General features: G+C 64.5%; 12 protein-coding genes. 9 read left to right on the forward strand and 3 right to left on the reverse strand.

The window, feature by feature from the left end; translation table 11 throughout:
• Window positions 1–79 precede the first annotated feature (79 nt).
• From ACP153_RS04185 to ACP153_RS04215, 7 genes are all read left to right on the forward strand, one after another.
• Window positions 80–1,228 carry a substrate-binding domain-containing protein gene (locus tag ACP153_RS04185; RefSeq protein ID WP_424969707.1) on the forward strand — a complete coding sequence of 383 codons (1,149 nt, stop codon included), beginning with the start codon at window positions 80–82 and terminating at the stop codon, window positions 1,226–1,228.
• 91 nt (window positions 1,229–1,319) lie between these two features.
• Window positions 1,320–2,282, forward strand: coding sequence for a YncE family protein (locus ACP153_RS04190; protein WP_424969708.1), 963 nt, complete (start codon window positions 1,320–1,322; stop codon window positions 2,280–2,282).
• Window positions 2,279–3,289: a 4-hydroxythreonine-4-phosphate dehydrogenase PdxA gene (locus ACP153_RS04195; RefSeq protein WP_424969709.1), complete on the forward strand. Its 1,011-nt coding sequence runs from the start codon at window positions 2,279–2,281 to the stop codon at window positions 3,287–3,289. Before ACP153_RS04190 ends, ACP153_RS04195 begins: the two co-directional genes overlap by 4 nt.
• A 13-nt stretch (window positions 3,290–3,302) precedes the next feature.
• The gene (locus ACP153_RS04200) at window positions 3,303–4,478 is read left to right on the forward strand and encodes an L-rhamnonate dehydratase (protein ID WP_424969710.1); all 1,176 of its coding nucleotides are present in this window, start codon (window positions 3,303–3,305) and stop codon (window positions 4,476–4,478) included.
• Between the two features lie 3 nt (window positions 4,479–4,481).
• Window positions 4,482–5,393 carry a dihydrodipicolinate synthase family protein gene (locus tag ACP153_RS04205; RefSeq protein WP_424969711.1) on the forward strand — a complete coding sequence of 304 codons (912 nt, stop codon included), beginning with the start codon at window positions 4,482–4,484 and terminating at the stop codon, window positions 5,391–5,393.
• 1 nt (window position 5,394) lies between these two features.
• Entirely contained in the window at window positions 5,395–6,897 is a 1,503-nt protein-coding gene (locus tag ACP153_RS04210) for an aldehyde dehydrogenase (NADP(+)) (protein WP_424969712.1), read from the forward strand.
• Between the two features lie 72 nt (window positions 6,898–6,969).
• Complete coding sequence (locus tag ACP153_RS04215; protein WP_424969713.1) at window positions 6,970–7,893, forward strand: SMP-30/gluconolactonase/LRE family protein; 924 nt, start codon at window positions 6,970–6,972, stop codon at window positions 7,891–7,893.
• Between the two features lie 36 nt (window positions 7,894–7,929).
• Here the strand turns inward: ACP153_RS04215 and ACP153_RS04220 are convergent, their stop codons facing one another.
• Together ACP153_RS04220 and ACP153_RS04225 are read right to left on the reverse strand one after the other, a co-directional pair.
• On the reverse strand, window positions 7,930–10,665 hold the full coding sequence (locus tag ACP153_RS04220; protein WP_424969714.1) for a hypothetical protein: 2,736 nt from the start codon (window positions 10,663–10,665) through the stop codon (window positions 7,930–7,932).
• A gap of 129 nt (window positions 10,666–10,794) precedes the next feature.
• Entirely contained in the window at window positions 10,795–11,841 is a 1,047-nt protein-coding gene (locus ACP153_RS04225) for an AraC family transcriptional regulator ligand-binding domain-containing protein (protein WP_424969715.1), read from the reverse strand.
• A 380-nt stretch (window positions 11,842–12,221) separates the two neighbouring features.
• On the opposite strand from ACP153_RS04225, the gene ACP153_RS04230 reads away from it, so the two are divergent.
• Entirely contained in the window at window positions 12,222–12,803 is a 582-nt protein-coding gene (locus tag ACP153_RS04230; RefSeq protein WP_424969716.1) for a PEP-CTERM sorting domain-containing protein, read from the forward strand.
• A gap of 203 nt (window positions 12,804–13,006) precedes the next feature.
• Complete coding sequence (locus ACP153_RS04235; protein ID WP_424969717.1) at window positions 13,007–13,696, forward strand: GNAT family N-acetyltransferase; 690 nt, start codon at window positions 13,007–13,009, stop codon at window positions 13,694–13,696.
• A gap of 9 nt (window positions 13,697–13,705) precedes the next feature.
• On the opposite strand, the gene ACP153_RS04240 is transcribed toward ACP153_RS04235, so the two are convergent.
• Window positions 13,706–14,470, reverse strand: coding sequence for a hypothetical protein (locus ACP153_RS04240; protein ID WP_424969718.1), 765 nt, complete (start codon window positions 14,468–14,470; stop codon window positions 13,706–13,708).
• Window positions 14,471–14,581 lie beyond the last annotated feature (111 nt).

Below are 14,581 nucleotides of genomic sequence, written 5' to 3' on the forward strand. Positions count from 1 at the left end.
CCCAAGTTTTCGGCGGCCGTGAGACCCATGGCCGCCGGGAAACCCCAACAAACCAATACGTAACGGGAGGAACGAACGTATGAAACTTCTGACAACAACAGCAATGGTCGCCGCCACGGCACTGAGCACAGCGGCTTTCGCAGACGGTCACAGCACCCTGCCCCTGAAGGAACTGCCCGACATCGCCGAGCGCGACCACTGGGTCCCCGCCGAGGTGAACGCGGATGGCACGCTGGAAGCCATGCAGGCCGTGGTCGGCGCAGCGGCCGTGAAGTTCACCGGCTCGCTCGACAAGCCGATCCAGATCGCACTGATCTATCCGTCCTCGGACACCTCGGACTTCTGGGCGCGCAACTATCTGGCCATGACCAAGCGTCTGGACCAGCTGGGTGTGCCCTATGAGACGACCGAGTTCGCCTCGCGTCAGATCGAACACTCGCTGCAGACCACCTATGCCAACCAGGTTGTGCAGGACAAAGACCTCTATGACTATGTGATCTTTGGCCCGTCCGAGCTGGCGGTGCAGGCGGACAATATCTCCAAGCTGGCCGCGGAGACCGACGATCTGACCACCTATGTCTGGGCGTTCCACACGCCGCTGAAGGACATGAAGGCCCAGCCCGCGGCCTGGTTCGACTTCTCCTCCGCTGCCGGGGCGCTGACCATGTGCGACTACATGCTCGAGCGTCTGGGCAATGACGTCACCATGGCCATGAACCGCGGCATTCCGGGCATCACCGACAACCAGCGCTCGGGTGATTTCAAGGCCTGCGTCGAGGAGAAAGGCAACTGGACCACGGTCTATGAGCATTATGGCGAGTACCAGCGTGAGGGCGGCTTTGCCGGCACCTCGCTGATCCTGCAGTCCTATCCGGAAGCCAAGATCATCCATAACGCGAACACCGCGATGGCCATGGGCTCGGTCGAGGCACAGGTCTCCGTCGGCAAGGAGAAAGAGATCTTCTCCACCGGTTGGGGCGGCACAGGTCTCGAGCTTGACGCGATCCGCCGGGGCGAGCTGGACGCCACGCCCATGCGCATGGGCGACGATGTGGGTGCGGCCACGGCCGAGGCGATCAAGGCCGATCTGGAAAACCGCGCGGGCGAGCTGCCCTTTGTCTTCCTGGGTCGGATCACCGTCGCCCATGACCAGATGAGCGCCGAAGAGATCGACGCGCTCGAAAAGGAAGCCTTCCGCTTCTCCGGCGTTGGCGCGCTGGAGCGCTAAGCCAAGGCTCGGGCGGGGCATGCGCCTCGCCCGACACCCCACGAAGACCACCCGCCGCAGACCCCCGGCACCGAGAAGAAGGGACATCCCCATGGCGCAATCCATGATGCTAATTGAGAAATGCAGCCATTGCGTAAGCTGGTACGACATCGAGACCGGCGCCCTGCAAGGTCGGTTGGGTCTGCCGGATTACCCCCATGAATTCGTCGTCGATGACGAATTTCACTACGCTTACATCGGTCATTACGGCGTTCAGAATTCCGGGATCGACGGCAATGATGGCCGCTCGGTGATCGTGGTCGACATCCGCAAACAGGAGGTCGCCCATATCTACGATCTGGGCGAACATGCCCGCCCCCATGGCATCGGGCTCGACGGCCAGGGGCGGCTTTATGTGCTGTCGGAATGGACCGGCCACCTGCTGGTCAAGGAGAACCCCCGCGCCTTTGATCAGGGTTGGGACCACATCACCCCCACGGGCGGCAGCAAATGCCACCTCTTTGCCCTGACCGAAGATGGCCAGACCGCCTATTCCATGAACCTGACCTCCGGCGACGTGACGGTCTTCAATCCCTATGACGCGGCGGTCGCGCCGATCTCGATCAAGACCGGCGAGAAGCCCGAGGGCCGCTGCCTGCGCGAGGCCGAAGGCATCCTCTATACCTCGCAGCGGATCTCCAACACCGTGGCTGTGATCGACACCGGCACCCTTGAGATCCTACGCAGCTTCCCGACCCCCGATGATCCCTGCCGCATCTACTATGACGGCAAGCGGAACCGGCTCGTGACCATGAACCACCATGGCGGGTCCTTCTCGGTCTTTGACGAGGCCACGGGCGAGATGCTCCACGAGCAGAAGACCCCCGCCAACCCGCTGGCGCTCTGCATCGATGACGAAGCGGCCTTCGCCTATATCGCCATCGATTGCGAGCAGGTGCAGCGGTTCAATCTCGACACATTCGAGGTCGTGCAGACCTTCGACACCGGCAAGGAACCTGACGTGATGGTCATCCTGCCGGACGGATTTTCAAAACACTGGGAGGGGCGGGCATGAGCAAGCCACGCATCGCCATCGTGCCGGGGGATCCCTCGGGCATCGGACCGGAACTGATCGCGAAACTGCTGCAGAGCGCAGAGGTCCGCGACGCCGCCGATATCCTGCTCGTGGGCGACAGCCATCTCTGGGAGCAGGGCGCGACACAGGCTCAGACCGAGCTGGAGCTGGCCACGATCTCCGAAGGCGAGATCGCCGATCAGGTCGGGCTCTCCCATCTGGAGATGGAGACGATCGCCCCCGAGGACGTGCAGGTGGCCGAGGTCACCGTGCCCGGCGGCACGACCTCCCTCCGCTGTCTCGACAAGGCCATGGATCTGGCCATGGCCGGGCTGGTGGACGGGATCCTCTTTGGCCCGTTCAACAAGGCGGCCATGACGGCGGCGGGGCTGAATGCCGAGGATGAGCACCGCTATATGGCCCGCTATCTCGGACATGAGGGCTACCATTCCGAGCTCAATGTGCTCGACGAGCTGATGACCACGCGGGTGACCAGCCATATCGGCCTGAAGGATGTGGCGGCGAACATCACCGAGGCGGGCGTGCTGCGTGCCGTGAACCTCGCCAATGACACCCTGCGCAAGGCAGGCAAGGCCCGGCCCCGGATCGCCGTGGCGGCGCTTAATCCCCATGCGGGCGACAACGGTAAGTTTGGCCGCGAAGAGATCGACATTCTCGAGCCCGCCGTCGCCTCCGCCCAGAAACGCCAGATGGATGTGACCGGCCCCTGGCCCTCGGACACTGTGTTTCTCAAGGCCCAGCGCGGCGAGGTCGATGCGGTCGTGACCATGTATCACGACCAGGGCCAGATCGCGATCAAGCTCATGGGGTTCGAGCGCGGCGTGACCGTGGCGGGCGGGCTGCCGATCCCGGTGGCCACCCCGGCCCATGGCACCGCCTTCGATATCGCCGGACAGAACAAGGCCAATGTGGGCGCCACGCGGCAAGCCTTTGATTTGCTGGTGCGCATGGCCAAGACACACCGCGCCGAACGCGACGCGGCCTGAAGGAGACACTGAGATGACCAAGATCAAATCCGTCCGCACAAGGGTGTGGAACTGGACCGGCCCCACGGTCCCGCCCACGGGGAATTTCTGCACCAACGCCTCGGACGTGCTCTGGGACAAGGGCGATGCCATGTCCTCCTTCCGGTTCCACCAATGGCTGACCTGCGAGATCGAGACCGAGGATGGCACCGTGGGCATCGGCAATGCCGCCCTCGCCCCGACCGTGGTCAAGACAGCCATTGATGACTGGTTCGGCCCCATGGTGATCGGCGAGGACCCGTTCGACTACGCTTATCTCTGGGAAAAGATGTACCGCCGCTCCCATGCCTGGGGCCGCAAGGGGATCGGGATGACCGCGATCTCGGCGGTGGATCTGGCGATCTGGGACCTGATGGGCAAGCTTGCGGGCAAGCCGGTGTTCAAGCTGCTCGGCGGGCGCACCAAGGAGAAGATCCCGGTCTATTACTCCAAGCTCTATGCCGGTCCGATCGAGGCGATGCAGACGGAGGCCGAAGAGGCTAAAAAGCACGGCTATCATTCCTACAAGATGCGCTTTGGCTATGGTCCCAAGGACGGCCCCAAGGGGATGCAGGAGAACCTCGACCGCGTGCGCGCGGTGCGCGAGGTGATCGGGGACGACGCGGACCTTATGCTCGAATGCTATCAGGGCTGGAACGTGGATTACACCAAGCGGATGCTGCCCAAGCTCGCCGAGTTCCAGCCCCGCTGGCTTGAGGAGCCGGTGATCGCCGACGATGTCGAGGGGTACCGCCAACTCAACGCCATGAACATCATCCCGATCTCGGGGGGCGAGCACGAGTTCTCGGTGATCGGCTGCAAGGACCTGATCGCGAGCAATGCGGTGAGCATTCTGCAATATGACACCAACCGGGTCGGTGGCATCACGGCGGCTCAGAAGATCAACGCCATCGCGGAGGCCTTCCAGGTGCCGGTCATCCCCCATGCGGGGCAGATGCATAACTACCACCTGACCATGGCCAATGCGAATTGCATGATCTCGGAATACTTCCCCGTCTTCGATGTCGAGGTCGGCAACGAGCTCTTCTACTACATCTTCGAGGGCGACCCCGATGCGGTCGACGGCTTCATCGATCTCGATGACGACCTGCCGGGCCTCGGGATCACCATCACCGACAAGCACCTGCACAATTTCGAGATCACGGAGTAACGCATGACCCAGTATACAGGGATATGGCCCGTGGCCCCGACCCCTTTCCAGGAGGACGGATCGCTCGATCTGGAGGGGATGAAGCGGGTGCTCGACTGCCTGATCGATCAGGGCGCGGACGGGATCTGCGTGCTCGCGAACTTCTCCGAGCAGTTCCTGCTGGCCGATGAAGAGCGCGAGATCCTGACCCGGCTCTGTGTCGAGCATATCGCGGGCCGCGTGCCCGTGATCGTCACCATCAGCCACTACGCCACCCGCATCGCGGTGGAGCGCGCGAAGCTCTGCAAATCGCTGGGCGTGGATATCGTGATGATGATGCCGCCCTATCACGGCGCGCTGATGAAAGGGAACGCCAACCAGACCTTCGAACAGTTTGCCGCCGTGGGCGAAGTCGGCGTGCCGATCATGGTGCAGGACGCGCCGCTCTCGGGCGTGGACCTGCCGGTGCCGCTTCTGGTGAAGATGGCGCAAGAGATCGAGGCGGTGAAGCTCTTCAAGATCGAATGCCCGCGTGCGGCCAACAAGCTGCGCGATCTGATCGCCGTAGGCGGTGACGCCATCGAAGCCCCCTTTGACGGAGAGGAGGCGATCACGCTTCTCGCCGATCTTGATGCGGGGGCCACGGGCTCGATGACCTCGGGTATGATCGTGGATCAGATCAAGCCGGTGATCACCCATTACCATGCAGGCCGGATCGACGAGGCCACGGCCGCCTATGGCCGGGTGGCCATGGCGATCAATCATGAGAACCGCCAATGCGGCTGGCTCTCTTGCAAGGCGGCGATGGTCGAGGGCGGCGTGATCGCCTCCGAGGCCTGTCGCCATCCCATCGAACCGCTCCATCCGGCCATTCGCGCCCGGATGATCGACCTTTTGAAACCACTGGACCCGTTGGTCCTGCGCTGGGGAAAGTAGAATGCTCTACGGTAAGAATTTGATTGATGGGGCCTGGGTCGGCTCCGAAGTGACCTTGGCCTCCGCTGATCTCGATGGTCAGGTCTTCGCCCAGGCCAGCCCCGAGCAGATCGATGTGGCCTGCCGGGCGGCGCGGCGCGATTTCCGTGCCTATTCCGCCCTGCCCCGGGCCACGCGCGCGGCCTTCCTGCGGGAATGCGCCGACCAAATCGACGCGCTTGGCGACGAGATCACCCGCACGGCCATGGCTGAGACCGGCCTGCCTGAGGCGCGGCTGGTGGGGGAGCGGGGCCGGACAACCGGGCAGCTCAAGATGTTCGCGGACCTTCTGGAGTCCACCGAGTATCTCGACATCCGCAAGGACGCGGCCCTGCCCGATCGCGCGCCCCTGCCCCGCCCGGATCTGCGCCTGATCCACAAGGCGATCGGCCCGGTCGCGGTGTTCGGGGCCTCGAACTTCCCGCTGGCCTTCTCGACCGCAGGGGGCGACACGGCCTCGGCCCTGGCCGCAGGCTGCCCGGTGATCGTGAAGGGCCACGGCGCCCATGCGGGGACCGCCGAGCTTGTGGGGCAGGCCATTGCCAAGGCCATGGAGGCCTGCGGCATGCCGCAAGCGACCTTCCAGATGATACAGGGGGCGAGTAACGAGACCGGCTCGGCGCTCGTCACCCATCCGGAGATCTCGGCGGTGGGCTTCACCGGGTCGCTGGCCGGGGGGCGCGCGCTCTTCGATCTGTGTCAGGCGCGCCCTGTTCCCATCCCCTTCTATGGCGAGCTCGGCTCGATCAACCCGATGTTCTGCCTGCCCGAGGCCATGGTTGCCCGCGCGGCCGAGATCGGCGGCGGCTGGGCCGGATCCCTGACCATGGGCGCGGGCCAGTTCTGCACCAATCCCGGCATCGCCGTGATGGTCAAGGGCGCCGAGGCTGATGCGTTTGAGGCCGCCGCGGTTGCGGGCCTGCAAGGCACGGCCGAGCAGGTCATGCTCACCGATGGCATCAAGGCCGCCTATGAGGCCGGAGTGAAGACCTGGTCCGAGCTCGCGCCGGAGCTCGCCGGTTGCCCGGCTCCCAAGGGCGCGCGCGCGGCCATGCCGGCGGTGTTCAAAGTGTCCGCCAAGGACTGGATGGCGACCCGCGCCCTGCAGCATGAGGTGTTCGGCGCGGCGGGGATCCTGGTGCTCTGCGAGGATACCGCCGAGATGGAGGCGCTTGCGGAAGGTCTGGAGGGGCAGCTTACCGCGACCTTGCAGATGGATGCGGGCGATACCGCGCTGGGGCAGACCCTGCTCCCGATCCTAGAGGAGAAAGCCGGGCGCATCCTCGCCAATGGCTTCCCCACCGGGGTCGAGGTGGCGCCCGCGATGATGCATGGCGGCCCCTACCCGGCCAGCACCGATGTGCGCGGCACCTCCGTGGGCACGCTTGCCATCACGCGCTGGCTGCGTCCGGTGAGCTATCAGAACGTCCCCGAGGCGCTGTTGCCTGCGGATCTGCGCGACTAGCGCCTGCTTCTTGCGGCGGGGCCGAACCGGTCCCGTCGTCTCAGACCACATCGCGCAAAGAGAGGACGCAGCATGACTTTCGGCGTCATTGAGGGCACGGGGTTCGAGGTGATCGAGCCGGAGTTTGCCGCCTGTTTCATCGGCCATGCCCGGGTCGAGCGGCTCTGGACCGGGGCGCGCTGGTCCGAGGGGCCCGCATGGTTTCCCGCCGGGCGCTACCTTGTCTGGTCCGATATCCCGAACAACCGTATGATGCGCTGGGACGAGACCGATGGCTCGGTCTCCGTCTTCCGCGCGCCCGCGAACAACACCAATGGCCATACGGTCGACACGCAGGGGCGGCTTGTCTCTTGCGAGCATCTGACCCGTCGCGTGACGCGAACCGAGCATGACGGCAGCGTCACTGTGCTCGCGGACCGCGTGGATGGCAAACGCCTGAACTCGCCCAATGATGTGGTGGTGAAATCCGACGGTTCGATCTGGTTCACGGACCCGTCCTACGGGATCATGATGGACTATGAGGGCGACCGCGCCGAGAGCGAGATCGGCGCCTGCCATGTCTACCGCATTGATCCGGCAACGGGCGATGTCCGTGCGGTCGCGACGGATTTCGTGAAACCCAACGGGCTGGCCTTCTCGGCGGACGAAGAAACGCTCTTCATCGCCGATACGGGCGGCACCCATGATCCGGATGGACCCGCCCATATCCGGCGGTTCGCCGTGGGTGCGGATGGCAAAAGCCTGTCCGGGGGCGAAGTCTTTGCGACCTGCACGAACGGGTTCTTTGACGGGTTCCGGCTGGATCGCGAGGGGCGGATCTGGAGCTCGGCGGCCGATGGCGTCCATTGCCTGGCGCCGGATGGGCGGTTGATCGGCAAGATCCACCTGCCCGAGATCGTGGGCAATGTCTGTTTTGGTGGGGCCAAGAAGAACCGTCTCTTCATGGCCGCCACCAGTTCGCTTTATGCGGTCTATCTGAACGTCAATGGCGTCTGACCGGGCGGGAGGGGCGCGCGGCCCCTCCCCCTTGGCCTAGCCGAGATCCATGCCGAGATCGGTGAGAGCCTGCACCAGCTGGCTCTCAGGCTCGAGGATCCCGCTCCAGGACGGTGCGGTCAGGCTGCCTTCAGTGAGGTCTTCGGCCTGCACTCCGTCGAGCACGACGAAATCGCCGCCATTGCCCAGCACCTCGAAGACGAGATCGCCTTCCTGCTCGGTCACGCCGATCTGATCGCCGGAGAAGGAGCCGAAGTCGAACGTGTCCTCCGCCGGGTTGAAGCCGGTGATCGTGGTGGTGGAGCCATAGCTCCAACCGAGCGTGTAGCTCTCGGCAGTGCCATCACTGAAGGCCACCGTGTCGCCGCCGTCCGGGATGCCGCCGCTGCCGCCATCATCCCCGTTGCCGTCGCCATTGCCGTCACCGTCCCCGTTGCCATCGCCATTCCCGTCGCCCTCATAGATCGAGCCGGTCATGTCGCCCGTCCGGGTCTGGAACCCGTCCGTGGTCGCCCCTGCCGGGGCCTCAGGCGTCAGCAGAACCGTGCGATCCACCAGCGTGACGTCGTTCTGATCAAAGCCAAAGGGCGTTTCGAGATTGTCCTCCATAACCTGGTCGAAATGGAACTCGACCAGACCCGGGATCAGATCCGCCTTGGTCACCCCGGTGAAGGTGAAGCTTTGACCGCTGGGCAGAGAGGAGATCACCAGACCGTCATCGCTGTCCTCGACGCTGAGCCGCTCGCGCGTGCCGAAATAGAGGAAGCTGATCTTCATGCTGGTGGGATCGAACCCGTCGATCACCTCGCTCGCGCCGTATTCGTGGCTGCGGATATAGACGGTGTCATCCGCGCGCGGACCGACCCCTTGCTCCCATGAGACGACCCCGCCCATGTCCTGACGGAAATGCTCGTTGCCGACCACGCCGAAGCTGTCGATGGTCACATCCTGATAGGTCACGCCCTGCACGATCTGGGCGGCGGCCGACCAGGGGCTGTCTATCACGATCTCGCCCGCCTGGGACTTGGTGACGATCATGCCATGGACCGAGGTGCCGCCAAAATCGAGCGCGTCCCGGGTCACATCGAAGCCAACGATGTCGTCGGCATTGCTGTCGGCCTTGTACTTGACGCCGCCCGCATCGGTCGTGCCGGTGGTCTCGGGCGGGTTGGAACCATCGTTGTCATAGCTCAGCGTGTAGCCTTCGCCATTATCCGGCGTGCTCGTATCCGCGCCGATGGCCGCTGCAATCTCATTCTGCACGCCCTGATTGACGCCCGAGATATTGGCCAGCGTGAGGTCTTCGAGACCGAAGCCGGTGAAGATGATCTGCTTGGTCTCGCCGTTCTGGGTCAGCTCGATCCGCACGGTCTGGCCAAGGGCATCGCCGGATTCCTCGAAGAGGCTGAAGGCCTCGGCGGTCACATCCCCTTCGATCTCGATCATGTCGCCCATGGCGGGCAGGAACCCGTCGATCACCTGGGCGGGGGTGTCGAGATTGATGTAGATATGTTGGTGCATATGGCCATCGCCATGGCCGTCACCATCCCCATGACCGTCCCCATCGCCATGGCCATCTCCGTCGCCGTGGCCATCACCGTCACCATGGCCATCGCCATCTCCGTGACCGTCGCCATCCCCGTGACCGTCACCGGATCCGTCGCCGATCAGCCCAAGGATCTCGGCCGCTGCGGTGTCATCGAGGATGGTGAAGTTCGCTGCGGAGAGATCCGAGAGCGAGACATTCTCCAAGGTCGTCGACTGGTTGTTCGAGGGCACAAAAAACGTCACCCCAAACGCGCCGCCCTCATCGGCGGTGTATTCCACCACGTCCAGCGCATCCGCACCGATCCAATCCACAAAGATCGTATCCGTGGCCGGGTCGAAATCCGAGATCACGGCATCGGTGCCATAGGACCATGTGATCACGACATCCGCCGTCTCTGCGGTGACATTCGCATCGCCATTGCCCGTGGGGCCATCGGTCCCACCATCGCCCGAACCATCACCGGACCCGTCGCCAGTTCCGTCGCCGCCAGGGGTGCCGACCCCCTCGTCTCCGGTCTTGCGGTCCTCGAAGAAGGCGATCGCTTCGTCCACGCTGGGGCTTTCATAGCCGCCATATTCCTCGATATAGCGCAGGATCGAGGTGCCGTTCTCGTCCGTGGACGCCCCGCCGCCGAGCAACAGGTTGACCGTGCCAAAGGCCCCGCGCAGGTGGGAGGCCGCCATCAGGCCGGTGATCGAGATCTCGACCGAAACCGTGGAGCCATCCACATCCTGATAGGTGAAGGTCTCGCCGATGAAGTCATCGAGGCTGTGGCCCTGATACCCCAGCTGCTGCTCGATGATCTGCAGGTTGAAGCCGAACGCCTCCTGGATCGCGACCTCCTGCGCCTCAGCGGTCATGAAGTCTTCGAGCGAATTGACCCCAGCCTTGCCGGTCCAATCCCCGTCCCAACGGTTGATCGTGTCCCCGCCCAGATAATAGACGTCGTCATCATAGTAGCCGAGATCGATCAGCAGGGCCTCGCCGAACTGATACCCGACAAAGCCGAGCGAGTTGGTGGAGCGATAGGACATCGCATCCCACTCCGCGTCGCTCAGATCGCCCCAGCTGCTATAGCCCGGATAGAAATCCGTAACCGGACCGCCCGCCCACTGGTCGAGCTGGGCGTCGATGATGATGCCATTGTCATAACGCTCCCGATCCCAGCCGGATTCAAAAGCGCGCAGCGCATCACGAAACTCTTCGTAAGTCCCTTTGGACATTGTCTTCCTCTCAGCAATAATTGATGGCCAGCCCGATCATTGCGGGCTCTGTGGCTCAAATTGCATCGAAGGCCGGGTTTCGCTTGGGCCGACGCGCCAAAGACTTGGTCTGACCCGCCGTCCGGGGATCTAGGCGGTTTTCTGCCGGGGGAGACGGGCCGAGATGGGTGGCCGCCCGGTCCAGCGACGATAGGCGTTGGAGAAGCTGCTGGGATCCGCAAACCCCAGAAGATAGCTGATCTCGGTCAGGGAGATGCTGGGATCCTCCAGAAGGGCCGCGGCCATGGCCTCCCGCGTCTCGTCGATCAGCGTGCGGAAGGAGGTCCCCTCCTCCGCCAGCTTGCGCGACAGGGTCCGTTCCGACAGGCCGAGGTCTTCGGCGGCATCCTGCAGGCGCGGCAGACCTGCGTGGAGACGCCGGAGCAGGTATTGAAACACCCGCTCCCGGGTGGTCGTGCGGTCCGGGCGGCGCTGTGCGAGGATCAGGCGGCCATATTCGGTCAGATGGAGCAGCAGATGCGCATCGCTGGACCGGATCGGCAGATCGAGCGCCGAGGATTTCAGCTCGATCGCCGTGTAGCCCGTGGCATCCTCCACCGGACAGCCCAGCGCACCCGAGATCGCCCGGGCCCGTGCACCAATCGGGGCCGCCACCGAGACCCGCCGCGGCTGGACCGGGACCCGTGTCGCGGTGGACCAGCTGTTGAGGATGCTGCCCAGCACAAATTCCCGATAATGGACCGCCCGCTGCACCTTGGGCGCCGGGTGCCACATGCGAAACTCCGTAGTCGCCGTCTCCGCGCGGATCTCGACCCGGCTGCGCGGGCGCGTGAGTTGCACAAACTCCGCGATATGGGTCAGACCTGCGCGCAGGGTGGGCGAGGCAAAGAGGATATAGGACAGAACCGAGCCCGTATTCGCATTGGCCGAAAGCCCCAGCTTCAGGGCAAAGAGCGGATCCCCGCTCTGCCGCGCAAGGGCCTCGACCACCGCGATCTCCTGCATCAGGGGCACCATTTCCCCGGGCCGGTCGAGGGTCCCCATGTCGAGCCCGGCCTGCTCGAGCGCGGCGCCCAAAACGCGCTCCTCCAGCTCAGGCGCGCCTTTCAGGCTGCTCAACCAGTAATTCGGAACTAATTCCTGCCCGTCATCGGCAACGGGGGCTGCACGCTTCATGGGTCACTTTCCGTCTGCGCTCGGTCCGGGATGCGGTCGGCAAATCCCGCATTTGAGCAAGTTTAGGGCTCGCGGTTTCGCGCAGCAAGACAATAGGGAGACGGGCCTGAAATTGTCGCCCCACAGACCCAGCTGGGGTCTGCTGAAGCATTTGAGATCTGTTCCAGACAAACTGCAGATACATCACGCGGCCAAAGCAGCACGATCCGTGGCCATCAAGGCCGTGCATTTTAGTCCCACTTGCCCTGGAGCTTTGCTGCGAACCCTCTTTCGATCCTCGCCGCCATGATGGCGCTCACCTTTGCCTCCATCGCCAATGCAGCGACCTTCAAGGTAGAGGTGACAGGGATTGTCGAGAACGTGGTCAGCGGTGCTCGGTGGTGCCCGATCAGCCCGTGAGCCCGAGCGACCCGTTCCGTGTCAGCTTCACGGTCACCGATGAGAATGCCATCCCGCGCCCCTTCGGCCCCAGCGTGCTGGAATATCAGGGCGGGGTGCAGAACATCTCGGGCCAATTCGGAGCGCTCGACTTTATGACGACGATCACTGATCTGACCCCGCTGCAGGAGCAGGGCGTTTTCGTGCGGGTGGTCGATGATCTGGGCGGAGCATCCGACGCGATCGAGGTGCGGGGGCTGGTCGACACAAGCCTGCCGATCCAGGGCAGCTCCTTTGCCACCTTCGGGTTTGCCTATGACAATTATCAGCCGCCGCATCCCCCGCTTTTCGACGGGCTCGATCTGGATCCGGCCAAGTTCGGTCAGGATGTATTCGATCTGGCATCGGAGACCCGGATCGGTTTGCGTTTCGAAGGGGCCGATGGCGAGACCTATTTCCTGAGGGGTATCCCCCGCGAGGTCACCGTTTCGCCGGTCCCGCTGCCGGGCTCGGCACCGCTCATGGCCGCCGGCCTTGCGGGTGTCGCGGCGCTCTCCTGGCGCAAGCGGCGCGCCCGGGGCTGAAAACGCGGCCCTGGAGGGCCGTCTGCAGTGGCCAGACCTCCGGAGCCCGGCTACCCTGCCCGGGCTCCCGCGAATTTCGGGGCGCGACAGGAGGACCCTCATGAAATCCCTATGCTCTCCTCAAGCACGGAGGCTGGTGCCTTGCTACGCCGGGGTCATCACGCGGCGGATCCTCTGCCGCCTTGCCCTGTTTGGAGACACCCATGCTCGACGCGACCCTTATGACCGACCTGCTTGATACCCCTGTACGCGCATCCTTTGACGCCGATTGGCGACCCCATGCGGTCTCCCGGGGGGCCGCCGCCGCCCTGCGCCCCGATATTGGCCCTTTCGCGGCCCCGGCCAGCGACAGGCCTGAGGATCTGGCGGATCTGGCCGCCCTGGTGACGGCCCGTGCGGCCCCTGTCCTCATGGCGCAAGTCCCCGAGATCCGGGTGCCCGAGGGGCTGGCACTCCTCGGTCTCGTCAAGGCCGTGCAGATGGTCGCCACGGAGGCCGCCCAATCGGACCCGACCGAGTTCCGCGAGCTCGGCCCCGAGGATGCGCCCGAGATGCTGCGCCTCGCGCAGCTCACCAAGCCCGGCCCGTTCGAGCTGCGGACCCATCGCCTCGGGACATTTGTCGGGCTGCACGCGGAGGGCGCGCTGGTCGCCATGGCCGGGCAGCGCATGGGCTTTGGCGGCTACCGCGAGATCAGCGGTGTCTGCGTCCACCCGGACCATCGCGGCAAGGGCCACGCCACGCGGCTGCTCGGCGCGATGATCGGAAGGATCCGGGCCGAGGGCAAAACGCCCTTCCTGCACACCTATGCGGATAACGCCACGGCGATCCGGCTCTATGAGAGCCTCGGCTTTGAGCTCCGGGCCGAACTGAACGTGGCCGAAATCGCCTGAGCCCCGCGCTCACATCATCATGCAATCCCCGCCCGTGGGCAGCGCCTTGGCGCCTTCGGGCAGGGTCGGCGTGTAGTCGAAGCTCGCGATGCGCGCGCCCACATCGAAGGCCACGAAAAGTTGGTTCGAGCCGGGGCGGATCGCGATCCCTTCCGGGTCGATCCCGTAAGGCAGCAGCGACGCCGTCGACAGGAGCCGCCCCTCCGTGTCGAACTCATAGAGGCTGTTGGTCCCTTCGCGATCATCCACGATCAGCAGATGCCCGGTGCGGGGATCCCGGGCGATGCCCTGGGCCTCGCTCAGGGGCGGGTTGAGGGTCATGGTGTCGATCCGGCGCAGCACCTCGCCCTCGGGCGACAGCCAGGTCAGGTATTCGGGATCATCCTCGACCATGACGAGGTTGCCGGCCTCATCCACCGCAAGCCCCTCGGTATCGGCCCAGCCCAAAGTGCTGCGAAACGGCGCGCCGAGGGGCTCGCCCATCTTCGTCAGCCGCTGAAACTGACCCGCGCCATCGGCCACGAGCAGGTCATCCCCCTCCAGCGTGATGGCCTTGATCATGAAGAGATCCGAGGAGAAGCGCCGCAGCTCGAGCCCGTCCAGCGTAACCAGGATCACCTCCGGCCCTTCATTGGCGATCCAGAGCCCGCAAAAGGCCGGGTCGTAGTCGAGGCTGGAGGGATGGTTGATCTCGAACGTGCCCGTGTGCCGCAGATCGAGGGCCGCGGCGGCGCCGGGGCTGAGCAGGGTCAGTATCGCGAGAATTCGGAGCATGGCAGCACCTCCTGACATGGGGGTGCTGCAAAGGATGGGGCAGTTGCGCCGAACATCAACCGAAAGGGTGCGGGCGCGCCCGTCGAAAGGCGCGCCCCGCCGCTCGAATAG

The sequence above is a fragment of the Dinoroseobacter sp. S76 genome (genome assembly GCF_049801095.1).
Taxonomy (GTDB): domain Bacteria; phylum Pseudomonadota; class Alphaproteobacteria; order Rhodobacterales; family Rhodobacteraceae; genus Dinoroseobacter.